This window comes from Nonomuraea sp. NPDC001684, from assembly GCF_053596515.1.
In genome coordinates this window covers 26,961-51,934 of the sequence record NZ_JBSFGJ010000020.1, presented here as the reverse complement: position 1 = coordinate 51,934, position 24,974 = coordinate 26,961, and the positions used below count along the sequence as shown (strand labels likewise).

General features: G+C 71.8%; 25 protein-coding genes. 13 read left to right on the top strand and 12 right to left on the bottom strand.

What is annotated here, in order from left to right:
* Window positions 1–50: 50 nt before the first annotated feature.
* The 3 genes from ACWCSD_RS06980 to ACWCSD_RS06970 form a co-directional block, all read right to left on the bottom strand.
* A complete protein-coding gene (locus ACWCSD_RS06980; RefSeq protein WP_358282356.1) occupies window positions 51–1,025 on the bottom strand; it encodes a malate dehydrogenase in 975 nt (324 codons plus the stop codon).
* A gap of 55 nt (window positions 1,026–1,080) precedes the next feature.
* Window positions 1,081–3,183: a serine/threonine-protein kinase gene (locus tag ACWCSD_RS06975; protein WP_449913474.1), complete on the bottom strand. Its 2,103-nt coding sequence runs from the start codon at window positions 3,181–3,183 to the stop codon at window positions 1,081–1,083.
* 287 nt (window positions 3,184–3,470) lie between these two features.
* Window positions 3,471–4,004 carry a hypothetical protein gene (locus ACWCSD_RS06970; RefSeq protein ID WP_449913473.1) on the bottom strand — a complete coding sequence of 178 codons (534 nt, stop codon included), beginning with the start codon at window positions 4,002–4,004 and terminating at the stop codon, window positions 3,471–3,473.
* 68 nt (window positions 4,005–4,072) lie between these two features.
* On the opposite strand from ACWCSD_RS06970, the gene ACWCSD_RS06965 reads away from it, so the two are divergent.
* Together ACWCSD_RS06965 and ACWCSD_RS06960 are read left to right on the top strand one after the other, a co-directional pair.
* On the top strand, window positions 4,073–5,737 hold the full coding sequence (locus ACWCSD_RS06965) for a hypothetical protein (RefSeq protein WP_449913471.1): 1,665 nt from the start codon (window positions 4,073–4,075) through the stop codon (window positions 5,735–5,737).
* Window positions 5,734–6,816: a hypothetical protein gene (locus ACWCSD_RS06960; protein WP_397165239.1), complete on the top strand. Its 1,083-nt coding sequence runs from the start codon at window positions 5,734–5,736 to the stop codon at window positions 6,814–6,816. Before ACWCSD_RS06965 ends, ACWCSD_RS06960 begins: the two co-directional genes overlap by 4 nt.
* On the opposite strand, the gene ACWCSD_RS06955 is transcribed toward ACWCSD_RS06960, so the two are convergent.
* Together ACWCSD_RS06955 and ACWCSD_RS06950 are read right to left on the bottom strand one after the other, a co-directional pair.
* Window positions 6,810–7,838, bottom strand: coding sequence for a polysaccharide deacetylase family protein (locus tag ACWCSD_RS06955; RefSeq protein WP_397165237.1), 1,029 nt, complete (start codon window positions 7,836–7,838; stop codon window positions 6,810–6,812). The genes ACWCSD_RS06960 and ACWCSD_RS06955 overlap by 7 nt on opposite strands.
* Window positions 7,839–7,946: 108 nt before the next feature.
* Entirely contained in the window at window positions 7,947–8,291 is a 345-nt protein-coding gene (locus ACWCSD_RS06950) for an SgcJ/EcaC family oxidoreductase (protein ID WP_449913475.1), read from the bottom strand.
* Here ACWCSD_RS06950 and ACWCSD_RS06945 point away from each other — a divergent pair.
* Both ACWCSD_RS06945 and ACWCSD_RS06940 read left to right on the top strand, forming a co-directional pair.
* Window positions 8,256–8,741 carry a MarR family winged helix-turn-helix transcriptional regulator gene (locus tag ACWCSD_RS06945; protein WP_397165236.1) on the top strand — a complete coding sequence of 162 codons (486 nt, stop codon included), beginning with the start codon at window positions 8,256–8,258 and terminating at the stop codon, window positions 8,739–8,741. The genes ACWCSD_RS06950 and ACWCSD_RS06945 overlap by 36 nt on opposite strands.
* Window positions 8,742–8,843: 102 nt before the next feature.
* Window positions 8,844–9,359: a pyridoxamine 5'-phosphate oxidase family protein gene (locus ACWCSD_RS06940; protein ID WP_449913470.1), complete on the top strand. Its 516-nt coding sequence runs from the start codon at window positions 8,844–8,846 to the stop codon at window positions 9,357–9,359.
* A 25-nt stretch (window positions 9,360–9,384) separates the two neighbouring features.
* On the opposite strand, the gene lysA is transcribed toward ACWCSD_RS06940, so the two are convergent.
* On the bottom strand, window positions 9,385–10,620 hold the full coding sequence (gene lysA / locus ACWCSD_RS06935; protein WP_449913469.1) for a diaminopimelate decarboxylase: 1,236 nt from the start codon (window positions 10,618–10,620) through the stop codon (window positions 9,385–9,387).
* A 122-nt stretch (window positions 10,621–10,742) separates the two neighbouring features.
* Between lysA and ACWCSD_RS06930 the strand changes: the two genes are divergently transcribed.
* From ACWCSD_RS06930 to ACWCSD_RS06910, 5 genes are read left to right on the top strand one after another with little or no spacing between them, the layout of a single operon-like run.
* A complete protein-coding gene (locus tag ACWCSD_RS06930; RefSeq protein ID WP_397165230.1) occupies window positions 10,743–11,612 on the top strand; it encodes an ABC transporter substrate-binding protein in 870 nt (289 codons plus the stop codon).
* Window positions 11,609–12,439, top strand: a complete 831-nt coding sequence (locus ACWCSD_RS06925; protein WP_358282334.1) for an amino acid ABC transporter permease — start codon at window positions 11,609–11,611, stop codon at window positions 12,437–12,439. Before ACWCSD_RS06930 ends, ACWCSD_RS06925 begins: the two co-directional genes overlap by 4 nt.
* Window position 12,440: 1 nt before the next feature.
* Window positions 12,441–13,193 (top strand): amino acid ABC transporter ATP-binding protein, encoded by a 753-nt coding sequence (locus ACWCSD_RS06920; protein WP_387669274.1) that lies wholly within the window; start codon window positions 12,441–12,443, stop codon window positions 13,191–13,193.
* Window positions 13,194–13,224: 31 nt separating this feature from the next.
* On the top strand, window positions 13,225–14,808 hold the full coding sequence (locus ACWCSD_RS06915) for an amidohydrolase family protein (RefSeq protein WP_397165229.1): 1,584 nt from the start codon (window positions 13,225–13,227) through the stop codon (window positions 14,806–14,808).
* On the top strand, window positions 14,805–15,557 hold the full coding sequence (locus ACWCSD_RS06910) for a serine hydrolase (RefSeq protein ID WP_387669120.1): 753 nt from the start codon (window positions 14,805–14,807) through the stop codon (window positions 15,555–15,557). Before ACWCSD_RS06915 ends, ACWCSD_RS06910 begins: the two co-directional genes overlap by 4 nt.
* Here ACWCSD_RS06910 and ACWCSD_RS06905 read toward each other — a convergent pair.
* A complete protein-coding gene (locus ACWCSD_RS06905) occupies window positions 15,526–16,449 on the bottom strand; it encodes a LysR family transcriptional regulator (protein ID WP_357969738.1) in 924 nt (307 codons plus the stop codon). The genes ACWCSD_RS06910 and ACWCSD_RS06905 overlap by 32 nt on opposite strands.
* 52 nt (window positions 16,450–16,501) lie before the next feature.
* Between ACWCSD_RS06905 and ACWCSD_RS06900 the strand changes: the two genes are divergently transcribed.
* Complete coding sequence (locus ACWCSD_RS06900; protein WP_397165227.1) at window positions 16,502–17,104, top strand: GNAT family N-acetyltransferase; 603 nt, start codon at window positions 16,502–16,504, stop codon at window positions 17,102–17,104.
* 18 nt (window positions 17,105–17,122) lie between these two features.
* Here the strand turns inward: ACWCSD_RS06900 and ACWCSD_RS06895 are convergent, their stop codons facing one another.
* From ACWCSD_RS06895 to ACWCSD_RS06885, 3 genes are all read right to left on the bottom strand, one after another.
* Entirely contained in the window at window positions 17,123–17,353 is a 231-nt protein-coding gene (locus ACWCSD_RS06895) for a hypothetical protein (RefSeq protein WP_449913466.1), read from the bottom strand.
* A gap of 386 nt (window positions 17,354–17,739) precedes the next feature.
* Window positions 17,740–18,384, bottom strand: a complete 645-nt coding sequence (locus ACWCSD_RS06890; protein ID WP_449913464.1) for a TetR/AcrR family transcriptional regulator — start codon at window positions 18,382–18,384, stop codon at window positions 17,740–17,742.
* A gap of 21 nt (window positions 18,385–18,405) precedes the next feature.
* Window positions 18,406–18,969, bottom strand: coding sequence for an NADPH-dependent FMN reductase (locus ACWCSD_RS06885; protein ID WP_397165222.1), 564 nt, complete (start codon window positions 18,967–18,969; stop codon window positions 18,406–18,408).
* Window positions 18,970–19,045: 76 nt separating this feature from the next.
* Between ACWCSD_RS06885 and ACWCSD_RS06880 the strand changes: the two genes are divergently transcribed.
* From ACWCSD_RS06880 to ACWCSD_RS06870, 3 genes are all read left to right on the top strand, one after another.
* On the top strand, window positions 19,046–20,245 hold the full coding sequence (locus tag ACWCSD_RS06880) for an MFS transporter (protein WP_449913463.1): 1,200 nt from the start codon (window positions 19,046–19,048) through the stop codon (window positions 20,243–20,245).
* Window positions 20,246–20,385: 140 nt separating this feature from the next.
* Window positions 20,386–20,949: a D,D-peptidase/D,D-carboxypeptidase VanY-N gene (vanY-N, locus tag ACWCSD_RS06875; RefSeq protein WP_449913461.1), complete on the top strand. Its 564-nt coding sequence runs from the start codon at window positions 20,386–20,388 to the stop codon at window positions 20,947–20,949.
* Window positions 20,950–20,997: 48 nt separating this feature from the next.
* Complete coding sequence (locus tag ACWCSD_RS06870) at window positions 20,998–22,818, top strand: ATP-binding protein (RefSeq protein ID WP_449913459.1); 1,821 nt, start codon at window positions 20,998–21,000, stop codon at window positions 22,816–22,818.
* A 1-nt stretch (window position 22,819) separates the two neighbouring features.
* Here the strand turns inward: ACWCSD_RS06870 and ACWCSD_RS06865 are convergent, their stop codons facing one another.
* Window positions 22,820–23,512, bottom strand: a complete 693-nt coding sequence (locus ACWCSD_RS06865; RefSeq protein ID WP_449913458.1) for an aspartate/glutamate racemase family protein — start codon at window positions 23,510–23,512, stop codon at window positions 22,820–22,822.
* Window positions 23,513–23,585: 73 nt separating this feature from the next.
* Window positions 23,586–24,965 carry a UDP-N-acetylmuramoyl-tripeptide--D-alanyl-D-alanine ligase gene (locus ACWCSD_RS06860; RefSeq protein WP_449913456.1) on the bottom strand — a complete coding sequence of 460 codons (1,380 nt, stop codon included), beginning with the start codon at window positions 24,963–24,965 and terminating at the stop codon, window positions 23,586–23,588.
* Window positions 24,966–24,974 lie beyond the last annotated feature (9 nt).

The window sequence follows — 24,974 nt, the reverse complement described above, 5'->3', positions numbered from 1 at the left end:
CGCGCGCCCCCGCTGAGCCGGGGACGCGCGTCCGAGGTGTCGCGCCGGGTTCAGATGAGGCCGAGCTCGCGGACGGCGTCGCGCTCCTCGGTCAGCTCGCGCACGCTGGCGTCGATGCGCTCGCGGGAGAAGGAGTCGATCTCCAGGCCCTGGATGATCTCGTACCGGCCGTTGACCGAACGCACCGGGAAGGACGAGATGAGCCCCTCGGGCACGCCGTACGAACCGTCGGAGACGACGGCAGCCGAGGTCCACTCGGTGCCGTTGACCCAGTCGTGGACGTGGTCGATCGCGGCGTTGGCGGCCGAGGCGGCCGAGGAGGCGCCACGGGCCTCGATGATGGCGGCGCCGCGCTTGGCGACCGTCGGGATGAACGTCTCGCGCAGCCACTCGCCCTCGACCTGCTCGGCCGCGATCTTGCCGCCGACCTCGGCGTGGAACAGGTCGGGGTACTGGGTGGCGGAGTGGTTGCCCCAGATGGTCATCTTCTTGATCTCGGTGACCGGGACCTGGAGCTTGGCGGCGAGCTGGGACAGCGCGCGGTTGTGGTCGAGGCGGGTCATCGCGGTGAACCGCTCGGCCGGGACGTCGGGCGCGTGCTGCTGGGCGATGAGCGCGTTGGTGTTGGCCGGGTTGCCCACGACCAGGACGCGGATGTCGTCGGCGGCGTGCTCGTTGATCGCCTTGCCCTGGGGGCCGAAGATGCCGCCGTTGGCGCCGAGCAGGTCGCCGCGCTCCATGCCGGCCTTGCGCGGCATGGCGCCGACCAGCAGGGCGACGTTGGCGCCGGCGAAGGCCACGTTGGCGTCGTCGGTGATCTCGATGCCGGACAGCAGCGGGAACGCGCAGTCGTCGAGCTCCATGGCGGTGCCCTCGGCCGCCTTCACCGCCTGCGGGATCTCCAGCAGGCTCAGCTTGACCGGGACGTCAGCGCCGAGCAGCTGTCCCGACGCGATGCGGAACAGCAGTGCGTAGCCGATCTGACCGGCGGCCCCGGTGACGGTTACCTTGACGGGCGTGGCCATGGCCTTCCCCTAACTCGCTGGATGAATTCGTTGGACTTTCGGATGTTACCGCTCGTCATCCGCAGGGCTCCATCGCGGGCACCTTCAGCTCGGGCTGGAAGTCGACCTTGTCGAAGTGGCTGCTCAGGAGCTTCTTGATGGCGCCCGTGCGGTAGAGGTCGGCGATGACGCCCTTGACCGCGGTGCAGGTCTTGGCGTCGCCGTCGCGGATGCCGACCGCGTACCGCTCGTTGTCGAGCTTGGCGCCGATGATCTTGTAGCGCATGTTCTCCCGGCTGGCGAACCCGGCCAGGATCAGGTCCTCGCCGGGCACCGCGTCGACCTTGCCGTTCCTGAGCAGGTCCATGCAGGCCGCGTAGTTGCCGGCGGTCACGGGCTCGACCTTCACCCGGTCCTGCACCTCGCCGACCGTCGGGGTGTCGAGCGCGCAGATCTTCTTGCCCTTGAGGTCGTCCAGCGAGTCGATGCCGGTGCCGGCGCGGACCAGCACGTCGCGGTGGGCCACGTAGTACGGCCCGGCGAACCTGGTCTCGCTCTTGTCCACCGAGTACGTGGCGACGACCAGGTCGACCCTGCCCTCGGCCAGCGCGGCCGCCCGGTCGTTCCGGCCGACCCGGGTGAACACCGTCTCCTCGGCCCCGAGCGCGGCGGCCACGAGCTTGGCCACCTCGACGTCGAACCCGCTGAAGTCGTCGCCGTTCTGCAGGCCGACGCCCGGCAGGTCGCCCTTGACGCCGACGATGATCTTTCCGGTCTGGGCGACCTTGTCCACCACCGAGGCGAACGTGGGGGGCCGCGAGTTCTTCTTTCCCGTCGGCACGGGGGTCACGACCTCGCCCTTGAACGCCAGCGGCGACCAGCCGTTCGCCATCGCCGCGACGGCCACGACCGCCAGCATGACGAGCGCGGCGGCCAGCGCGAGCCACACCTTGAGCCGCCGCCGCCCGCCGGACGGCACCGGCTCGTCGAGGGGCCTCGCCGCCGGGCCCTGGCCCTGGCCCTGGCCCTGGCCGGACTGCACGGTCTCCACACGCCCGGAGACACCGGTCCCGGTGCCGGTCGTGTGCGGGGTGCCGGTCGTATGCGGAGTGCCGGGGCCGGTCCCGGTCGAGTGCGGGGTGCCGGTGCCGGTCGGGTGTGCGGACCTGGCGCCGGTCGGGTGCGCGGAGCCGGTGCCGGTCGTGGCCGGGTGGGCGGGGACGGCGGCCGTGCCGGACGGGTGGCCGGTGGCCTGCGTGGCGGGCCGGTCGGTGATGGACGTGGCCGACACCCGGGTGAACGGCGTCGTGTCGTCGCCGGCCACCTGCACGCCCCTGGTGAGCACCGCCGTCGAGGCCCCGGCCGCCGTGCCGGTCTGCCCGAGCAGGCGCAGCAGGAGCTGGTCGGCCGAGGGACGCTCGTCGGGCGACTTGGCCAGCGCCGAACGCACCACGCCCCGCAGCGGCTCGTGCATCATCTCCACGTCGACCTCGTGGTTCAGGATGCGGTTGAGCACCACGGCGATCGACTTGCCCTCGAAGGCCGCCTTCCCGGTGGCCGCGAAGGCCATGGTCGCGCCCCAGGCGAACACGTCCGTGAAGGGCCCGATGTCGTCGCCGGCGATCTGCTCGGGCGCCATGTAGGCGGGCGTGCCGATCGCGCGGCTGGTGATCGTGCCGGTCGAGTCGATGATGCGGGCGATGCCGAAGTCGACCACGCGCGGCCCGTCGGCGGCGATGAGCACGTTGTCGGGCTTGAAGTCCCGGTGGACGATCGAGGCGTGGTGGATGGCGGTGAGCGCGGTGGCCGTGCCGATGGCCAGCCGGTCGAGCACCGTGCCGCTGAGCGGGCCGTCGGTCTCGACGATGTCGCGCAGCGCCCGCCCGTCGATGTACTCGCTGGCGATGTACGGCGTGTCGCCGTCGAGGTCGGCCTCCATCACCCGCGCGGTGCAGAAGGAGGCCACCCGCTGGGCCGCCTTCAGCTCCCTGGCGAAGCGCGACCTGGCGATCGTGTCACCGCTGAACTTCACGTGCAGCAGCTTGATCGCGGCCCGCTCGCCCTGCTCGTTGACGCCCAGGTAGACGATCCCCTGGCCGCCCTCGCCGATCCGTCCGGACAGCCGGAACGATCCCAGCAGCGCTGGATCGCCGGCCACCAGCGGCGCGATCTGCGGCATTCGTCTTTCCCCACGTTCACTGAACCCCAACCACGCAAACTTTACGACGCTCAGCAACTTCCCAGGGATCCGTTAACCGTTCGTGACTCACCGGTTTTTGCACAAAGCCCGTACACAGCGTCCATTCGGACCCTGTAACAGCGGTCTTGACTGGTTGGTCGCAGATCACGGATCAGGTCTTCGACGACCTCCTCGCACGCCGCGGACATCAGGGGCAATCAGGAAATCCTCCTTCCAACCTGGCGTCCCAGCTCTGCCGGTCGCTACGGTTGATCAACATGAGCCGGTCACCGGCAGCTGAGGTCCGCCGCGTGGAACGAGTCGCCGACGGTCTCCGGTCGCACGGCGACGCTCCCCCACCAGCGATCGACCTCCAGCACCACACGGGGACCCGAGGAGGTGGCGGCATCGCAGTCCGTGACGACCAGGCCGAGGCTCAGCGACACCCCCTGCCCGGCGGGGATCGTCAGGGGCAGGGCGCGGCCGTCCTCGCCTCCCGCCGACGTCACCGTCAGTCCCGCTCCCTCCACGCCCACCCCGGTGACCGTCACGGGGAAGTGGCCCTGGTTGTGGAAGTAGCGGCTCACCGTGCCCTGGAGACCGGTCGGCCGGCCGAGCTCGTCCTGGTACATCCTGACGGAGGAGTTGCCCACCCCCGACTCCTCGACGCGCGGGAACAGGGCGCCGCTGGACCAGCCGGCCAGGACGAGGAGCACCGTCGCCAGGCCGGCGGCGGCGACCGCGCCCCAGCGCCACGCCTGCCGGCGGGTGAGCATGCCCGCCCGGTGGTCGAGCCGTTCCCAGATCTCCGGAGAAACCACGCCAGCCCCTTCCGTCCCGGAAAGGCGTATTGTGCACCCTTCCCGGGCAGGCCGAAAGACGCCTCTTCATGGTGATCGCGATCGTCGTCGCCGTCGCGGTGCTGTCGGCGGCGACAGCGGCGCTCGTGGCGAACAGGCCGATGAGCCGTGCCGCCGCGGACCGGTTCTCGGCCCGGCAGCAGGTGGCCTTCACCGCGTTCAACGGCCCGCTGATGCTGCGCCACATGCAGATCACCCGGCGGTTGCGGTGGGCGGGGGCGAGTGCGGGAACGGCTCTCATGGCTCTGCCGCTGGTCTCGGGCGACGTCGGCCTCCGCCTGTTCCTGCCGGTGGGCGGCTGGACCCTCGGAGTGCTGGCCGGCGAGCTGTCCAAGGGCCGCGGGCCGAGGCCACGGACGGTCCGCGCGCCGCGGCTGGACCTCGGGTCACGGCCGCTCGTCATCGTCTGGCGCATCTGCGCCGCCCTCTCCTGCGGCGTCGCGCTCTACGTGGTGGCACGCTCCTTCCTGGGTGACGTCGGATCCGCCGGACGCGCCGCCGCCGCGTGGACGCTCGCGGTCGTGGTGATCGTCCAGGCCGTGCTGCACGATCTGGGCCGGCCCCTCGCGCGGGGGCCCGCCGATCTGGTCGCCGCCGAGGCGGCCATGAGGTCGGACACGGCCCGGGCGCTGATGGCGGGCGGGAGCGCGGCAGCGCTGTGGGCGGCGCCGCTCTCCGAGCTGCCCGATCTCCGCGACGACCTGCTTCTCCTCAGCCACGTGGCGGTTTGGGGACTGCCCCTGCTCGCCTGGATCCTCTCCGGACGTTTCCGGCCCGGTGTGCCGGGCCGGTGGCGGGCCATACTGTCGGCGCTGGTCACCGTCTGCCTGATCACGGCCTGGAACGGCCTCGTGGTCTGGCGCTACAGCTCTCCCCCTCCTCCCGCGGCGCTCACCGGGCCGCTCCCCGCGCCCATCGGCTTCGCCGACGCGAGCGACCACCGGTGGCGGTTGCACCTGAGACGCTCCGGCTCATGGCAGACGGTCGCCCTTCCCCAGGCCCGCGCGGTGCTGCCGATCAGCAATCGGCGGGCGCCGCTCGTGATCAGCGGCGACGGCTACCGCCTCATCTACCTGGACGCGGCGACCGGCCGTCTCGTGCTGCACGACCTGTCCGCCGAGAAAGCCGCGCGCCCGCTGACCGGGCCCGGCGAAGGCGTGCCCGACGCGGCCTTCGGCCAGGACGACCGGCACGTCATCCTGACCTGGCCGGACGGAGTGGACCTGGTGGACGCCGCCACCGGGGCCCGGAGGCGGCTGCCCGGCATCGGCCGCGTGATCGGCGTCGTGCCCGGCAAGGTGGTGGCGACCACCGGCCGACGGGCCCTGGAGGGCGCCCCCGACACCGAGCTGGTCACGCTCGACGCGCAGGGGGCCGTACGCACCAGGACGCCCTTCGACCCGGCGTTGCAGGCGCTGCTCACGCCCGGCGGCGACCGCCTGGTCCTCGTCTCGGACAACGAGGTGCTGACCATGGATCCGCGCACCGGCGGCCGGGTGCGGGGGCGCGCGACGCTGGGCGGGCCGGGCGCCGAGGCGGAGCTGGTGCGGTGGACGGAGGACGGGCGCCTGCTCGTCATGCTCGGCTGGGACGATCCCGTCCTGTACCTCGTGGACCTGGAGACGGGGAAGAGCCGCCAGGTGAAGAACGTCCCCTCCCGCCTTGGCGAGGTCGTCGTCGGCAGGCTGGCGTGACGCGCCGCCGGAGGCGTCCCTGGCGGGCGGGGGCCGCCGCCCTGAGCGTGGTTCTGGCCGCCGCGTGGGTCGCCGCGCCCCTGCCGGCGGAGCCCGGCGTGCGGTTCGTCCGCTCCCAGCCGGTCACGCCCGGCAGGACGGCCAAAGAGCCGGCGAAGCCTGCGAAGCGCACGAAGTACGCCTCCCCGATCCGCTACGCGTACGTCCCGAGCTGCGAGGAGTGCGCGCACATGATCCTCGTCGGGGACGGCGCGGAGCGCGGCCGCCTGCCGTACAGCTTCGACCAGACGATGTTCGCCCTCAGCCGGGACGGCCGGCGTGCCGCCTTCCTGAGGGACAGCGACAACACCTACGTCGTGGCCGACCTGCGGACGGGAGCCGTCGAACGGCTCCCCGTCAGGCAGCCGCGCGGGACCGTCACGGCGTTGTTCGGCGCTCAGCCGCCGCTGTTCTCCCTGGACGGCCGGCACGTGCTCCTCCAGCCCGACCATCTGACCAAGGACACCGACGTGGTGCTGGAGCCGCCCATGATCGTGGACGTCGCGCGCGGCACCGCCACCCGCCTCCCGGACCGCGGGCAGGTCGCCGGATGGACGTCGGAAGGTCTCGTCATGAAGAGCGTCGAGCCCGCCCGCCGCTCCCCGGGCCACCTCAGGTCGGTGTGGTTCGCCGTCTACTCGCCCAAGGGCGACCTGCTGCGCAGCTACACCATGCCGGGCAACGTGGAGTGGGCCATCGAGCCGTCCCCCTCCGGCCGCCTGATCGCCTCACGACACCGGGAGCTCACCCCCGGCGGCGTGCTCCAGCAGGGCGTCGCCCTGTTCGACACGAAGACCGGCGAACACGTGCGCACGGTCACGCCGCGGCTGGCCACCGGCTGGTGGCTCGCCGCCCTGCTGCGCTGGGAGGACGAGGACACCCTCACGGTGAGGGCGAACGGCCCGCTGGGCGAGACCGCCTACCTGGTGCTGGACCTGCGCACCGGGGCCGTCCGCCCGATCGACGTCACCGGCGAGGTGGCCGACTTCATGCTGCAACCCGCCGAGCTGAGCGTGGTGCTGGGGCGCGTCCGTCAGTAGGGCAGGCTCCAGGTGGTGAAGGACTTGCGCAGGTACGGGTTCTTGAACTTCGGGTACGCGACCGTGCTGACGTCACCGTCCGAGGTGTAGCGCATGTCCGGGTTGTTCTTGAGCCAGTCGAGCCAGGCCGCCGAGCAGAACTGCGCGCAGTCGCCCTTCTTCTCCATGACCCGGATGCGCGGGATGCCGCCCGGGTCGAACGCCTTGCTGAACGGCGACGGCGCGGGCGTGTATCCGGCCAGGAACGCGCCGGCGTGGTTGTAGAGCTTGCCGTGCAGCGCCCAATTCTTGTTGCGCGGCTGGTTGCCGTACGGCAGGGCGATGGAGTTGGGCTTGACCTTGGTCAGGTCGTCGATCTGCTTGGCGATGCCGCCGATCTGGTCCTCCACCTCCTTCTCCGAGCGTCCGTGCAGGTTGACGTGGTCGCGCGTGTGGTTGCCGATGTCGAAGCCGTTGTCCTTGAGCCAGCCCAGCGTCTGGGCCTGCTCCTCGCGCACGGTCTTGCCGAACATGTCGCGGGTGACGTAGAAGGTGGCGGCCGGCCGGAAACCCGGGTGCTTGGCGGCCACCTCGCGCAGGATGGCCACGGCGGTGTCCGGCTGCGGGACGCCCATCTCGTTCAGCGTGAGCTGCGAGGGCGAGGAGTCGTCGAACGTCAGGACCACGGGATGCTTGCCCGCCGGGACGTTGATCTTCCCGGTCACCATCTCCGACGCGCTGATCGGGACGTAGTCCTCCTTGACCAGCCGTTCCAGGTCCGAGCGGAACTGCTGCGGCGTCCTGTCGTCGGTGGTGGCCGGGTTCTTGATGACCCGGTGGAACATCAGCACCGGGATCTGGCCCAGCTCGTTCGCCTTGACCTTGCGCGCCAGCGCGATCTTGGCCGCTTTGCTCTGCTTCAGCTTGGCCGCGGCCTCGGCCTTGCTGTCGGTGATCTTGGCAGTGTCGGGCGGCGAGTCGCACCCGGTCAGGACGACGGCGGCCGCAAGGAGCCCCGCTCCTGTCAAAATACCCAGTCGCATCCGAACCCCCCGAGACGCGTACGACTGTTACAGGTTGGGCCTTACCCAGATGATCAACTGCGCCACGCCGCGACCTCGTCAAAGAAGGGTCAGGGATTGCGAAAAGCGTCATCTCCCGCCGAGGCCGAGCCGGCGGGCGACCCGGGCCATCAGCTGCGACATCCGGGACGGGAACGCGTCCGGGACGGTGACCGGCCGGACCCGGCCGTTGTGGATCGCGCCTATGCGCCAGCCCTGGCCCGTCCGCACCACGACGACGGTCTGCCGGGACAGCCGCCGCCTGGGCAGCGTGGACCGCCAGGGCATCAGGACGGAGGCCGTGCCGTGCGCGACCGCCACGTCGGGGGTGAGGAAGCGCACCGACTCCAGGTCGCCGACGAGCGCCGAGCCGGCCAGGACGCCGCGGAAGAGCTTGTCGTGGTTGAGCTCGTGCGCGCGGCGGCCGCGGGCGATCGTGCCGTCATCGGAGAGATCGCCATGGAGCTCCGGCAGCTGCAGCAGAGCTTCGACGCCTTCGACGAGGCCGCCGCGGCCCGGCTCCGCCTCAACCGCACCGACCTGCGCTGCCTCGACGTCGTCCTGGCCGAGGGCCCGGTCGCCGCGGGCGCGCTCAGCCTCGCGCTGAAGCTCAGCCCGGCGGCCGTCACCACCGTCATCGACCGGCTGGAACGCGCGGGCATGGTGGCCCGCGCGCCCGATCCGGGCAACCGCCGCCGCGTCCTGGTCGCCGCCACCGACGCCGCCCGCGCCGCCGAGGCCGAGATCTTCGTCCCGGTCGGCCAGGCGGGCGCGCGGGCGCTGGAGGGCTACGGGCCGGACGAGCTGGCGGTGATCCTCGGCTTCCTGCGCACCGCCCGCAGGGTCCAGGAGGAACAGGCGGCCCGCGTCAGAGATTCGTCCTGAGTTCCGGAAAACACGACACAGGGTGTCGGGTTTCCGGTCGAGCATGGTCCCACCGGCCGGCGCAGACCGCGGGCCGGTACGTACGTACAGACAAGGACCTCAATGCGCGAAACCCCGCAGGAGCTCGAAGAGCTCCAGGCGCTCCTGGACGCCTCGCTCTCCCGCTCCACCTCGCACCTGCGCTCGATCGTCACCGAGCGCACCCTGAACGCCGAGCAGCTCACCGGGCTCCTGACCGGCATGCGCGTCCTCGCCGTGTCCACCGTGACGGCGAAGGGCGAGCCGCGGATCAGCGGCGCCGACGGCCACTTCCTGCACGGCAAATGGCACTTCGGCACGGCCCGCGGCGCCGCCAAGGCGCGCCACCTCGCCGCCCGCCCGGCGGCCAGCATCGCCCACATGCGCGGGGAGGACCTGGGCGTGTTCACCCACGGCAGGGTGGAGATCCTCAACCCGCGGGACAGCGAGCCGGCCGCCGACTGGCCGGCCATCCTGGACTACTTCAAGGACTTCTACGGCGCGGACGCCTTCGACTGGGAGAACGACGTGGTCTACTACCGGCTGCACCCGAGCTGGATGACCGCCTACGCCCCCGACCTGGCCAAGCTCACGCTCTGAGCGCCGGCGCGGCTTCGCGGCCGCGTCACACGTAGAGCCGCAGCAGGTCCTCCTCGCTCTCGCGGCGGACGATGACCCGCGCCTGCCCGTCGCGCACCGCGACCACCGGCGGCCTGGGCACGTGGTTGTAGTTACTGGCCATCGAGCGCTGGTAGGCGCCTGACACCGGGACGGCGAGCAGGTCGCCGGGTCGCACGTCGCCGGGCAGCGCGATGTCCCTGACCAGCACGTCCCCGCTCTCGCAGTGCTTGCCGACCACGGTGAACGCGCTCGTGGCGGCGTCGGAGGCGCGGTTGGCCAGGGCGGCGGTGTAGGCGGCGCCGTACATGCCGGGGCGGGGGTTGTCGCTCATGCCGCCGTTCACGCTCACGTACCGGCCCTTGATCGTGCCGATCTCGTACAGGGCGACCGTGGACGGCCCGGCGATCGACCTGCCGGGCTCGACGGCCAGGTGCAGGCCCGCGGTCTCCTTCCTGAGCACGGCGAGCAGCTCGGCGGGCGTGGGCGGGGTGGGGTCGTCCGGCGTGTAGCCGATGCCGAGGCCGCCGCCCAGGTCGAGCCTGGTGACGCCGGTCTCGGCGGCGAAGGCGGCCATCCTGGCGGCGGCGGTGCCGAAGCCGTCCAGCTCGAAGATCTGCGAGCCGATGTGAGAGTGCAGGCCGTACAGCTCCAGCGCGGGCTCGGCGGTCACCTGCGCCACCGCGAGCGCGGCGGCGCCGGCGCTCAGCGAGAAGCCGAACTTCGAGTCCTCGCCGCCGGTGGCGATGAAGGCGTGGGTGTGCGGGTCCACGCCCGGCGTCACCCTGATCATCACCCGCTGCCGGACGCCCAGGGAGGCGGCGATCTCGGCGAGCCTGGCGATCTCGGCGAAGGAGTCGACGACCACGCAGCCGATGCCCCAGGCCACGGCCCTGCGCAGCTCGTCGGCCGACTTGTTGTTGCCGTGGAAGACGACCCGCTCCGGCGGCATCCCGCCGGCCATGGCCACGGCCAGCTCGCCGCCCGTGCAGACGTCCAGGGACAGGCCCAGCCGGTCCAGCCAGCGCACCACCTCAGGGCAGAGGAACGCCTTGCCGCCGTAGTGCACGTCGCCGTCGGGCAGCGCGTCCAGCCAGGCGCGGGCGCGGGCGGTGAAGTCGGCCTCGTCCAGCACGTACGCGGGCGTGCCGTGCTCCCGGGCCAGTTCGACCGCGCCGATCCCGCCGAGCCGCAGCTCCCCGTCGTGCCATGTGGTGGTCTGGGGCCAGATGTCCAAACTCATGAGGGGCGAGCGTAAACAACCGCGAGGGCATGAAGGGTCGAGCATCGACGGATTCGTTGCTGAGGGTCGCATGCCTTCACGAGGCTTGGTGCCGCCTGACGGCCTGGCCACGATGACATGCCATGCGAACACACCTGGTCATCGCCCTGGTGGCGGCCTGCGCGCTCGGCGCGGGATGCGGGAGGTCCACCTCGGGTACGGCGGCGGCCCCCACGCCGCCCTCCTCGACCGGCAAGAGCGCCAAGGACCTCGTCCCGGATTCCGTACGGAAGTCCGGCGAGCTCCGCATGGCGACCTCGGAAGGCTATCCCCCGATGGAGATGTACAAGCCGGGCACCCAGGAGATGACCGGCGTCGACGCCGACCTGGCCGTGGCGGTCGGCGAGCGGCTCGGGCTGAAGACCCGGATCATCAACGCCTCCTTCGACGGTCTCATCCCCGGCCTGCAGGGCGGCCGGTGGGACATCGCCATGGCCGCGCTCAGCGACCTCGAACAGCGCCGCAAGGCCGTCGACTTCGTCGACTACTTCAACGCCGGCGGCTCGATCATGGTCAAGAAGGGCAACCCCGAGGGCATCAAGACCCTTGAGGACCTGTGCGGCAAGAAGGTCGTCCTGGCCAAGGGCAGCTCCAACCTGGAGATCGGCAAGCGCCAGAACGAGAAGTGCGCCCAGAAGATGGAGATCATGCAGAGCGAGGACGCCCCCACCGGCCTGCTCACCATCGACTCCGGCCGTACCGTCGCCACGATCGTCGACTCCCCCGTGGCCGCCATGTACGCCAAGGAGACCGGCAAGTACGAGGTCCTGGCCGAGCAGTACGACGCCGGCCCCTGGGGCATCGCGATCGACAAGAAGCAGACCGGCCTGCGCGACGCCGTCGCCAAGGCGCTGCAGGAGCTGATCGACAGCGGCGAGTACGGCAGGATCCTGGAGAAGTACGGCACGACGGCCAACGCCGTGCCCAAGGTCACGATCAACACCGGCGCATGATGGAACTCCCGATCGAGGCGGTGAAGCCGCCCAGGCCCGGGCGGCTCGTCGCGGCGGTGGTCGCGGCGCTGGTGATGGCGTGGCTGGCCTACACCGTCATCGTCAACCCCAACCTCCACTGGGACGTCATCGCCGAGTTCCTGCTGGACGGCCGCGTGCTCGGCGGCCTGTGGATCACGATCGCGCTCACCGCGCTGTCCATGGTCATCGGCGTCGCCCTCGGCGTGGTCGCCGCCGTCATGCAGTTGTCGGACAGCCCGGTGCTGCGCGGCGCGGCCGGCCTCTACACCTGGTTCTTCCGGGGCACGCCGCTGCTGGTGCAGCTCATCTTCTGGTTCAACATCGGCCTGGTCTTCCCCGAGATCGGGCTCGGCGTGCCGTTCGGCGGCCCGATGTTCCTCCAGTGGCCGGCCAACGAGCTGATCACGCCGTTCACGGCGGCGCTGCTCGGGCTGACCATCAACGAGGGCGCGTACATGGCCGAGATCGTCCGCGCGGGCATCCGTTCGGTGGATCCCGGGCAGCGGGAGGCGGCCGAGTCGCTGGGCATGACGCACCGGCAGATCCTGCGCAGGGTCGTGCTGCCGCAGGCGATGCGGGTGATCATCCCGCCGACCGGCAACCAGTTCATCTCCATGCTGAAGACCACCTCGATGGTCTCGGTCATCTCCGGCGCGGAGCTGCTGACCGTCTCCCAGCGCATCTACCTGGACAACTTCGAGGTGATCGCGCTGCTGGTGGTCGCCTCCACCTGGTACCTGCTGCTCACCACCGTGGCCACCTTCGGCCAGCGCTCCCTGGAGAGGAGGTTCAGCCGTGGCCACTAGCATGGTGAAGATCGAATCGGTCCGGAAGCGCTTCGGCCAGCTGGAGGTGCTGAAGGGCGTCAGCCTCGACGTGCCGGCCGGCGCGGTGGTCTGCGTGGTGGGCCCGTCCGGGTCCGGCAAGTCGACGCTGTTGCGCTGCGTCAACCGGCTGGAGACGATCGACGCGGGCCGGGTGTGGGTCGACGGCGAGCTCATGGGCTTCAGCGAGCAGGGCGGCAAGCTGCACCTGCTGCGGCCCGGTGAGCTGTGCCGCCAGCGCCAGGAGATCGGCATGGTCTTCCAGCGCTTCCACCTGTTCCCGCACATGACCGCGCTGGAGAACGTCATGGAGGGCCCGTGCACGGTCAAGCGCCTGCCGAAGGCGAAGGCGGCCGAGCGCGCGATGACGCTGCTCGACCGGGTGGGGCTGGCCGACCGGGCCGGCCACTACCCCAGGCAGCTGTCGGGCGGCCAGCAGCAGCGGGTCGCGATCGCGCGCAGCCTGGCCATGGACCCCAAGCTCATGCTGTTCGACGAGCCGACCAGCGCGCTCGACCCCGAGCTGGTGCAGGAGGTGCTGCAGGTCATGCGCGACCTGGCGGCCAGCGGGATGACGATGATCGTGGTGACCCACGAGATGGGCTTCGCCAGAGAGGCGGGCGACCACCTGGTGTTCATCGACGACGGCGTGATCGTGGAGGAGGGGCCGCCGCGCGAGGTGCTGTCCGCGCCGCGTCACGAGCGCACCCGCGCCTTCCTCGGGCAGGTGCTGTGAACGGCTCGCTTCTCAGGGAGGGTTCGGCCACGTGAGCCTCGACATGCTGATCAGCGGTGGCCTCGTGGCCGACGGGACGGGCGCGCCGCTGCGCCGGGCCGACGTCGGCGTCCGCGGTGACCGCCTCGTCCTGCTGCCCGGGGGCGGCCCGTCCGACGGCGGCGGGGGGCGGGTGATCGACGCCGCCGGGCTGGTGGTCGCGCCCGGGTTCATCGACGTCCACACCCACTCCGACGCGGTCACCCTGCTCGGGGAGGCGGGCCGGGAGCTGGCCGCCGCGCCCGTGCTCATGGGCGTCACGGTGGAGATCTGCGGCAACTGCGGGTCGAGCCTGTTCCCGGCGCTGCCCGAGCGGGTGCCGGCGCTGCGCCGGTCGAGCAGGGCCGGCTTCGGCGGCGACATCCCGATTTTTGAGGACTACGACGGGTTCGTCGCGGCGCACGAGCGGGCCCCCCGGTCGAACCACCTGACCTCCCTCGTCGGCCACGGCACCCTGCGGGCCGGCGTGCTCGGCTACGAGGACCGCCCGGCCACCCCCGCCGAGCTCGCCACCATGTGCGCGCTGCTCGACGAGGCGCTGGCCGCCGGCGCCGCCGGGCTGTCCACCGGCCTCATCTACACCCCCGGCACGTACGGCGACACCGCCGAGGTGGTCGCGCTGGCCCGCGTCGCGGCCCGGCACGGCAAGCCGTACGTCACCCACCTGCGGGACGAGATGTCGCGCGTGGAGGAGGCGCTGGAGGAGGCCGTCGAGATCGCCCGCAGCAGCGGGGCCGCGCTGCACGTCAGCCACCACAAGACGGCCGGCAAGCACGCCTGGGGCAAGACCCTGCGCACGCTCCCCCGCATCGCCGCGCTGCGCGCCCAGGGCATGGACCTCACCTGCGACGTCTACCCCTACACCGAGGGCAGCACGTCGCTGTCGGCGATGTTCCCCCCGTGGGCCAACGACGGCGGCACCGAGGCGCTGCTCGACCGGCTGCGCGACCCCGGCCAGCGCGACCGCATGCGCGCGGCCATCGAGGACGGCGTGCCGGGCTGGGAGAACACCGTCGGCAACGGCGGCTGGGACCGCATCTCGGTCGCCTGCGCCACCCGTCATCCCGAGGCCGAGGGCCGCACGATCGCCGAGCTGGGCGGCGACCCGGTGGACGCGGCGGCCGAGCTGCTGCTCGCCGAGGACGGCGAGGTGACGATCATCAGCCACTCCATGCGCGAGGACGACGTCCAGCGGGTCCTGGCGAGCGAGTACGTCATGATCGGCTCGGACGGCGTGCCCAAGCCGGGCCATCCGCACCCCCGGCTGGCCGGCACCTTCCCCAGGGTGCTCGGCCGCTACTCCCGCGACCAGGGGCTGTTCCCGGTGGAGACCGCCGTCCACAAGATGACCGGCATGGCCGCCGACCGGTTCGGGCTGGCGGACCGGGGCGTCGTGCGCGACGGAGCGCACGCCGACCTGGTGCTCTTCGACCCCGCGACGGTGGCCGACGGCGCGACCTACGCCGACCCGCTGCTGCCTCCCGTCGGCATCAGGGCCGTCGTGGTGGCCGGACGGCTCGCCGTGGAGGACAACAGGCTCACCGAGGACAGACCAGGAAGGATCATCGGGCGGTGAACGACATCACGCTCGCCGTCGCGACGAGGGATCTGGTGACGGGCGAGTTCCACGGCGTCAACGAGGACGCCGAGCTGCCGCTGGCCAGCGTCGGCAAGCTGCTGCTGCTGGCCGAGGTGGCGATGAGCGTCGAGGGCGGCATCCTGGCCCCCGACACGCCCGTGACGCTGCACGACGACGACTACTGCGGCGGCTCCGGGCTGCTCACGTCGCTGTCCGCGCGCGCCTGGACGATCGGCGACCTCGCCCTGCTGACCGCCGCCGTCAGCGACAACACCGCCACGAACGCGCTGCTGCGCACGATCGGCCTGGACCGGGTCAACGCCGCCGCCGCAGCCCTCGGGCTGTCGCGGACCAGGCTGCTCGACCGCATCAGGGAACCGCGCACCCCGCAGGACCCGCCGACGTTCGCGATCGGCACCGCGGCCGAGCTGTCCGGCCTGGCCGCGCTGCTCGCCGGTCCGGGCGGCTGGCAGGCGCTCATGCGCGGCTGGATGCGGCAGAACACCGACCACGGGCTCGTCCCCGCCCTGGTCAGGCACGATCCCGAGGGCGACTGGCTGGCCAACAAGACCGGCACCGACGAGGGCGTCCGGTCCGACGTCGGCATCATGGACGGCCGCATCGCCTACGCCGTCCTGGCCCACGGCCCCGCGGGCAGCGAGCACGACCTGACCTCCGCCGTACGGCGGGCCGGCCTGGACGTCGCCGCCCGCCTCAGCGCAGCGACGGCTCCAGCGAGTTCCTGAGCTGGGCCGAGGCCGTACGCAGGTAGGCCAGGAACGACCGGGCGGCCGGGTTGGGATTGGTCGGCCGCCTGGCCACGCCGATCCTGCGGAACAGGTTCGGCGTGGTCAGCCGGCAGGTGTGCAGCCCGGTCGCGCCCTGCAGGCCGAGGCTCGGCACCAGCGCGACGCCGAGCCCGGCCCGTACCAGGCCGATCGTCACCTCGTAGTGGTCGCTGCGGCAGCGGATCCGCGGCGAGAAGCCCTCCAGCGTGCTGGCCCGTTCCAGGATCGACACCGGGTGCTCGGCGCCGAACGTGGTGATCCACGGCTCCTCGGCCAGGTCCGCCAGCCGTACCTTGGGCCGCTGGGCGGCGGCGTGGCCGGTCGGCAGGACCAGCAGCTGCGGCTCGTCGAACAGGTGGACGACCTCCACCCCCTCCGGGCACTGCCACGGGTCCAGCGCGTGCTCGAAGACCACCAGCACGTCGAGCGCGCCGCGCTCCAGATCGGGCAGCAGCTCGTACGGCTGGCCCTCCACCAGGTCGAGCGCCACCTTGGGATACCGGGAGGCGAACCGCGACAACGCCAGCGGCAGCAGCCGGTACCCGGCGGAGGCGAAGAAGCCGATGCGCAGCTCGCCGGCGTCCACCCTGGCCTGGGCGAGCAGGTCCTTCTCGGCCGCCTCGATGATGTCGACGACCTCCTGGGCGCGGATGGCCAGGCGGCGTCCCGCCTCGGTCAGCCGCAGGCTCTGGGCGTTGCGCTCGACCAGCCCGACCCCCGCCTCCTGCTCCAACCGGGACAGCTGATGGGACACCGCGGACGGCGACAACTTCAGCACCCTGGCCGCACCGGCGATACTGCCCGTCCTGAACACCTCAAGCAGGACACGCAGCCGGTTACTACTCAACACGGGACCAAGAGTACGAGCTCCCCCACCTCGCCCCGCGCATAAGATGTGACCGGTGATCGACTCCACCCACCTGCCGCCGGTCGAGCTGCGTACCGAGCGCCTGCTGCTGCGGCCATGGCGCCCCTCCGACCGCGAGCCCTTCGCGGAGCTCAACGCCGATCCCGAGGTCATGGAACACTTCCCCGCCACGCTCAGCCGCGAGCAGAGCGACGCGCTCGCCGACGCCAGCGACGACCTGATCACCCGGCAGGGCTGGGGACGCTGGGCGCTGGAACGGCTGGACACCGGCGAGTTCATCGGCTTCACCGGCCTGCACCGGCCGACGTTCGAGGCCCCCTTCATGCCCGCGACGGAGATCGCCTGGCGGCTCGACCGCAGGTCGTGGGGGCACGGCTACGCGAGCGAGGCGGCCACCGCCGCGCTCGGCTTCGCCTTCGACCGGCTCGGCCTGGCGGAGGTGGTCTCCTTCACGGCCACGGTCAACACCCGCTCCAGCGCCGTCATGCGCCGCCTCGGGATGGTCCACGACCCCGAGGGGGACTTCGACCATCCCGTCCTGCCGCCCGGCCACCGGCTGCGCCGCCACGTCCTGTACCGCCTCACCGCGAGCGACTGGCGCCGCGCGAACGGGCGCGCGGAGCGCGTGAGCGGGTGAGACGGCCCCGGCGGGGGCTCAGTCGCCGCCCCGGCCCAGGGGGCCGAACGCCACGTCCTTCTCCTGCCCCAGGACCTGGTCCTGCGGGCCGTACGCGGTGCGGGGAGACGCCGGCGTGCACAGGACGAAGCCGGCCCGGCTGCCCACCAGAGCGGTCGTCCCCCACCTGTCCCGGAAGTCCGCCAGCAGCCGGAAGTCCTCGACCGCGCCCTGCTCGGGGAGGCGCCGGCTGCCGTCCATGTTGTGCACCGGACCTCCCTTCGGCATGCACTCGCGTACGGTCCGCAACTGCTCGGGGGTGCCCGGGCCAGGGTGATGCGCGTCTCGACCTCGTGCGTACGGTCCGCCGTGGCCCGGCCGGAAGGCTCCACGGCCCCCCATCACCTCGAACGCCGCTCGCTCACCCCGAGCGACCAGGCCCCCAGGCGCGCCCCGGTCAGAGCGCGAAGTCCATGGCGAACCTCTGGTACACCTGCTCCTTGGCCGTCTTCGCCCTGGGCGAGTAGGCGGCGTAGGACATCGTGCGCCGGCTCGTCGCAGAGGAACGGGAGATCACCGCCGACCAGCTCGGTCGGATCGCGCCCTACCTGCGGGCCCACATCAGCCGCTTCGGCGCGAACTCCTGGCGCATCACGCTAAGGGACGGTGGGGGCGTAACTGCGCAGGAAGGCCCGCACGCCGATGGTGACGAGCTGAGTGATCTCCTCCTGGGGCAGCGGGACGGCGCCGTAGAACGTCTGCTGGTTGACATCGGTGACGGTCAACAGGGTGAGGTGGGCGGCGGCGCTGTCGGCGTCATGGATGTCCAGCAGGCCGCGGTCGGCGATCCGGCGCAGGTACGGTGCCAGGCGCAGGTGCGCGGTCTGTGGTCCGGCTGCGATCCAGGACTTCAGGATCGGTGGGGGGATGTGGGCGGCCTCGGCCTCGATGGCCCGCACCAGAGCGAAGTGATCGGGGAAAGAGGTCACTGCGGCGACCCGGTCGAGGGAGAAGTCGATCAGGTCCTGCTCCAGGTCCACGATTTTGCGCAGGTGCCGGTCCATGATCTGTGCGATCGCGGCGGTGACGTCCTCGGCGCCTTCCAGCGCGACGGTCAGGAACAGCTGTTCCTTGTCGGTGAAGTGGTTGTAGACCGTCCGCTTGGACACCCCGGCCGCGGCGGCGATCGAGTCCATGCTGGCGCGGGTGTAGCCGTCGCGGCCGAACACCCGGCGAGCGGCTTGGGTGATCGCCTGCCGCTTGTCCGCTCTGCCGTACGGCTCGGGCCGGCTCAGGGTCATCGGTGTCCTTTCGGGCTGGGGCTACTTGGCCGCAGTGTACGGGCGGACCTTGCGCGACAGGGCGTTGAGCAGTTCCCGCAGCAGGTCGGCGGTGCAGGGGTCGCTCAGCTCGCGTTCGCTGGTGAAGCGGGTGTCACAGTGGAACACCGTGACCTCCGGTTTGACCACGACTTCGGCCCCCACCGCGGCCAGGATCTGGCGGAGGGCGAGTTGCGCGCGTACCGAACCGAACGGTCCCGGTGAGGCGCCTGCGATGGCCACTGGCTTGCCGCGCAACAACCCTTCGGGTGGGGTGCTCGCCCAGTCGATGGCGTTCTTCAGTGCGGCCGGGACCGAGGCGTTGTGTTCCGGGGTGGCGATCAGCAGGGCGTCGGCGGCGGCGATGCGGGCCCGGAATTCGGCGACCGTCACGGGTGGCGTACCGCTGTCCAGGTCCTGGTTGTAGAGCGGCAATCGGCCCAGGTCGTCCTCGATGGCGATGGCCGGCCCCCCGAGGCTCAGCGTGCGTGCCGCGTGCAGCAGTGCGGTGTTGTGGGACTGCGCGCGCAGGCTGCCGGACAGGGCCAGGATGGTCAGCTCGTTCATGTCTCTCCTTCGGTGGACGAACATCAAACTACACCATCGAGTGCATGTTTTACACTATCTGGTGTACTTTGAGCGAGTGATCCACGCGACCGCACACAACGGACGGATCTCCGTCCTCTCCCTCGCCTTGCTGGCGACCCCGACCTCACTCAGCGCCAACAGCATCACCACCGTCATCCCCGCCCTGGCCCACGCGCTCGACGTCTCGGCCGCCGACGCCACCTGGGCCGCCACCGCCTTCGGCTGGGGTGGCGTGCTGGGCGCCCCACTCACCGCCGCGCTGCTGCGTACCCGCGGCAGCCGCGTCGCCACACTCGCCAACGCCGCCCTGGTGCTGCTCGGCACGCTCCTGGTGGCACTCGCGCCGGCGCTGCCGATGCTCCTGGCCGGACGCGCCGCTCAGGCCGCCGGCGGGGGCGGTCTGGTGACCCTCGCCATCACCCTGGCCGGGACGACCTCCCGGACAGGCGTGATCACCGCCGGAGTCGGCCTCGTCGGCGCGTTCGGCCCGCTGGTCGGCTCTACCCTGTCAGCGATCTCCTGGCGGACGCCGCTGCTGCTGTCCCTGCCCGCGCTGCTGGCCGTCCCCGCCATCCTGCGCCACGCTCCAGCACACCCCCACGATCATGACGCCGGACCCACCGACGCCTCCGCGCCCACCGACATCGTCGGCATCCTGCTGGTGATGACGTTGATCAGCGCGTTCATCCTGACCCCGCGCCTGGGCCCGGCCACACTGGCCGCAGCCGCCGTCGCGACCGCGCTCCTGACCCTGCACATCCGCAGGAGCAACGCCGGGTTCGTCCCCCGGGCGGTGGTGAGCTCCCGCGTGTTCGTCATCGCCTCGGCGACCGCGTGTGCGCTGTCCACCTCCTACTTCGCCCTGCTCTACACCGTTCCCAGAATGCTGGAACGCCACTGGCCGGCCGAACGGATCGGGCTGGCGACGCTCGTCATGCTGGCCGCCGGCTCAATCGCCTCGCTGCTGTTCACCCGCTGGACCTCCCGGTACGCCCCCGCCCTCACCCGGACGGTCCTCCTGACCGCCGGCGCCGTGGCCGTGGCCCTGCCGCTGACCGCGCCCTGGCCGACGGCCCTCGTAGCGGCCAACGCGTTCGCAGTGTTCGCCGCCACGGCGGCGATGGCCTGGCACTCCGATCGCGCCGGCAAGGCCGTCCCAGGCGAGCATCGAGCCACCGCGCTCGCCCTGTTCACCCTGTGCTACCAACTCGGCGGCGCCTTAGGTCCGGCGCTGGCCAGCCTCCTGATCGCGTAAGCGGGGGCTCCGGTCCCGGCACTGGAGGATGCCGTCCGGCCGTCCTGGCAGTTCGCCCGAGGCGCACAGCCTGGGGCCGTCGACAAACGGTGACATTCGGCGGACGATGCGCTCATATTTGGCGCCAAGGGTGGTTCGTCATGGACGAACCACGCACCATCCCTCCCCGGCCCCGAGACAGGCTGTACGCCGCGGCCACGCTGGTGCTCGCCGTACTGCTGCTGCCGCCGGCCTTCGTTCGCCATCCAGGCCGCGCCCGCGAACTGGCCTGCCGCTGGGCGTTGCGGATGCGATTCCCCGCCGAGAACCTCGCCGGGCTCACCGACGGCGCGATGGCCGCGTTCACCGCGGCGCGCACCGAGGCGCTGTGGCGTCACGGCCAGCTCATCGGCGCCACCTCCGGATACCGCGACCCCGTCGTCCAGCAGCGGATGTTCGACGACGAGGTGCGCCGCTCCGGCTCTCCGTCCCTGGCCCGCATGCTCGTGCTGCCACCGGCCGAGTCCAGCCACGTCAAGGGCATCGCCCTGGACGTGCGCCCGCACGAAGGCGCTCGCTGGCTGGAGGAGCACGGCGCCCGCTACGACCTCTACCGCCTGTACGACAACGAGTGGTGGCATTTCGAGCACCGCCCGGACAGGCGGGGCATACCGCCGCGACGGCTCCCCCACCCCGGCGTGCACCACCTCTTCGAGAAGGGGTAGCGATCCATATCCGGTTCTCTGGAGCGGCGGCTGCGCGCGGCGCGCGAGATGACGTTCGTGGGGCGGGAGGAGGAGCTCGCGGTCTTCACCACGGCGCTGTACAGCGGCGCCCGCAGCGTCCTGTACGTGCACGGTCCGGGCGGCATCGGGAAGTCGGCCCTGCTGCGGCGCTTCGCCGACGAGGCCGAGACGGCGGGGCGGCCCGTGTCCATGCTGGACGAGCGCCTGATGGACCCGGCGGCCTGCCAGGACGACGCGGTGCTGCTGTTCGACGGTTTCGACCGCGTGCAGAACCTTGAGGGGTGGCTGCGCGAACGGTTCCTGCCGCGGGTGCCCGCGGGGGCGCTGGCGGTGATCGCGGGACGGAACCCGCCGGATGTGCGCTGGCAGGCGGACCCGGCATGGGCGGGGTCGCTGGAGGTGCTGCCGCTGCGCGATCTGCGGGCCGCGGACGCGCACACCCTGCTGGACGCCGCCGGCGTGCCGGCCGAGGTGCGCGAGCCGCTGCTCGCCTTCGCCGGCGGTCACCCGCTGGCGCTGCTCCTGGGGGCGGCCGTGGCGGCGAAGGACGGCAGGCGATGGAGACCTGATCAGGACCTGGTGGCCGAGTTGCTGGATCAGCTGGTGGGCGAGCTGCCCTCGGCCGCGCACCGGCGTGCCCTGGAGATCTGCGCGCACGCGTACACGACGACGGAGGACCTGCTGCGGGCGGCCTTCCCCGAGGACGCGGGGACGCTGTTCCGCTGGCTGCGGCGGTTGCCGTTCGTCGAATCGAGCGGTCTCGGGCTGTTCCCGCACGGCGTGGTCCGGCGGCTGCTGGAGGCGGACCTGCGCTGGCGGGACCCTGAGGCGTACACGGTGATGCACGAGCGCGTGCATGCGCGCCTGGCGGACAGGGTGCGTACGGCGAGCGACGCGGACGTGCCCGGCGCGGTGGCGGCACTGCTCCATCTCCACCACGGGCCGCCTACCGGAGACGGCGAGTTCCAGGAAGAGGCCTTGCCGCAGGCGGAGGCGGAGGCCGGCATCCTGGTACAGGAGGCGGCATTCTGGGTGGAGCGTCAGCCGGAAGCGTTCCGCCTCTATCGAAGCGCCGAGACGGGCGAGCCGGTGGCTCTCTCCGCGTGGCTGCGGTTGACGGAGCTCGATGAGGAGGAGCTGGCGGCCGATCCCGTCGTGGCCGCGGCGTGGGCGCACGCGCGCGCCACCACCCCGCTGCGCGCCGGTGAGCACCTGGCGGTCAGCAGGCAGTGGGTGCTTCCGCCGTACCGCGGTAACGCGCTGGTGCTGGAACTGATCCAGTGGCGAGCGCTCGGCAACTGTCTACGGGCCGAACGGCTGGCCTGGTCGTACATCGAAGCACGCACGGAGCGGTACCACGGGATGCGTGACATCGCCGGCGGCCTGTTCGTCCATGACTGGCGGGCGGTGCCCGCGCGGGCGTGGCTGGAGCAGATGGTCAAGAGGCCCGCCAGCGGCCCTGGCGCCGCGACGGCGAGACTGGCGGTGCTGTCCAGGGAGGAGTTCGCCGACGCGGTCCGCGGAGCGTTGCGCAGGTTGCCGCGGCCGGACGAGCTGGCCGCCTCCCCCCTGACGCGCACCAGGCTGGTCGCCGAGGAGCAGAATCCCGCCACGGCACTGGGTGACCTGCTGCGCCAGGCGATCGGCGACCTGAGCGAGGACCCGCGCTCGGTCAAGTTCCACCGGGCGCTGTCCGTCACGTTCCTCTGCGGTACGCCCACGCAGGAGCTGGCCGCGGAACGGCTCGGCATCCCCTTCACCACCTATCGCCGCCACCTGGCGGCCGGCATCGAACGGGTCTGCGCCGGCCTGTGGCACCGCGAGCTGTACGGCACCAGCCGTACGTGAATCACTCGGCGAGGGCGAAACCGACCGCCGCCTCGGCGTGCAGCCGGGCGCTCGGCAGCACAGGGATCGGGCTGTGCTTCTCACTGATCAGCAGCTCGATCTCCGTGCAGCCGAGTACGACGCCCTCCGCGCCGTCGTCGGCGAGGTCCTGGATGATCCGCGCGTAGGCGTCCCTGGACGCTTCCCTGATCACCCCGCGCACCAGCTCGTCGAAGATCACGTCGTGGACCAGCTTCCGCTGTTCGCGACGCGGGACGACCACCTCGACGCCGTGGGCGGCCAGCCGATCCAGGTAGAAGGGCTCCTCCATGGTGAACCTGGTGCCGAGCAGGCCGACCTTGCGCATGCCCCTGGCGCGGATCTCGGCGCCCACGGCGTCGGCGATGTGCAGCACCGGCACGCCCACGGCCCGCTCCACGTCGTCGCTCACCCGGCTGAAGGTGTTGCTGCAGACGAGCAGGACGTCGGCGCCGGAATCCTCCAGTCGCCTGCCCGCACCGGTCAGCAACGTGCTCACCTCGTCCCAGCGGTCGGCGAAGATGAGGTCCTCGACCGTCGTGTAGTCGACCGACCAGATGAGGCTGTTGGCGGAATGGCTGCCGCCGAGGTGCTCGCGGGTGCGCTGGTTGATGATCTGGTAGTAGATCACCGTCGATTCCCAGCTCAACCCGCCGATAAGACCGATGGTGCGCATGGAACTCCGTTTCGCCGGCTCGTCGCCGGAAGGCTTGACAGGGTGGCCGGTCATTCTGCAGAGCAGAAGCTGTTCAGGCGTCGGCCAGCGCGCGGGCGCAGGCGCCGAGCCCGATCTCGCTTGAGGCCTTGACGAACACCACGTCGCCCGGTTCGAGCAGCGAGCCGGCCAGCTCGGTGGCGCCGGACACGTCCTCGACCGTGTGGACGGCCACGCCCCGGTTCGCGGACTCCGCCGCCCACGCCATCGCGAGCGGATCCCCCTCCCCTACCGCGATCAGCACGTCGAAGCGGAGGTCGGCGACGAGCCGGCCGATCTCGGCGTGCCGGGCGCGCGAGGTGTCCGCCTGCTGCCCCATCGCGCCGAGCACGGCGACGGTACGGCGGGCGCCCGCCATCGCCCGCACCGCCCGCAGCCCGGCCTTCATGGACTCGGGGCTGGCGTTGTAGGCGTCGTCGACGATGGTGATGCCGTCACGTCGTTCGACGATCTCCAACCGGCCCGCGGAGCGCCGCCGGGCGGCGTTCAGTCCCTCGGCGATCTCGGCGGCGCCCAGGCCGAGCGCGGTGGCCACGGCGGCGGCGGCCAGCGCGTTGCCCACCTGATGCTCGCCCATGAGGTCGAGCGTGACCGGGGCGCTGCCGCCCGGCGTCACCAGCTCGAACGCGGGCCGCGCGCGGTCGTCCAGCCGCACGCCTTCCGCCCGCACCCGTGCCCCCGCCGCCGCGCCGTACAGCAGGACCTCGGCCCTGGTACGGCCGGCCATCCCGACGACGTACGGGTCGTCGGCGTTGAGCAGCGCGAACCCGTCCGCCGGAAGCGCCTCGACCAGCTCGCCCTTGGCCTCGGCTATGTCGGCCGGCCCGGATCCCATGCGCTCCACGTGCGCGCTGCCGACATTGAGCACCAGCCCAAGCTGCGGTGGCGCGAGTCCGGTCAGGTACGTCAGGTCGCCCTTCCTGCTCGCCCCCATCTCCAGCACCAGGTACCGGGTGGCGGCATCGGCGCGCAGCACGGTGAGCGGCAGTCCGAGCTCGTTGTTGAACGACCTGTCCGTGGCGACCGTCTCGGCGTGCCGTTCGAGCACCTGCGCCAGCAGGTCCTTGGTGGTGGTCTTGCCCACGGAGCCGGTCAGGCCGATCACGGTCGGGCTGATGCGTCCGAGCAGGTGCTTGGCCAGCACGCCGAGCGCGAGCTGCACGTCGTCGACCACGAGGGCGGGCACGCCGACGGGCCGCGAGGCCAGCACGGCGACGGCGCCGCCCGCGACGGCACGGCCCGCGTAGTCGTGGCCGTCTACGCGGGCGCCGACCGTCGCGGCGAACAGGCCGCCGGGCACCACCTCGCGCGAATCGACTGCCGCGGGCGCCGTCACCAGCGCCCGCGGATCGCGCACGTCGTGCAGGCTCGCGCCGACGACCTGCGCGATCCTCTCCAGCGTCGTGGCGATCACTTGCCGCTC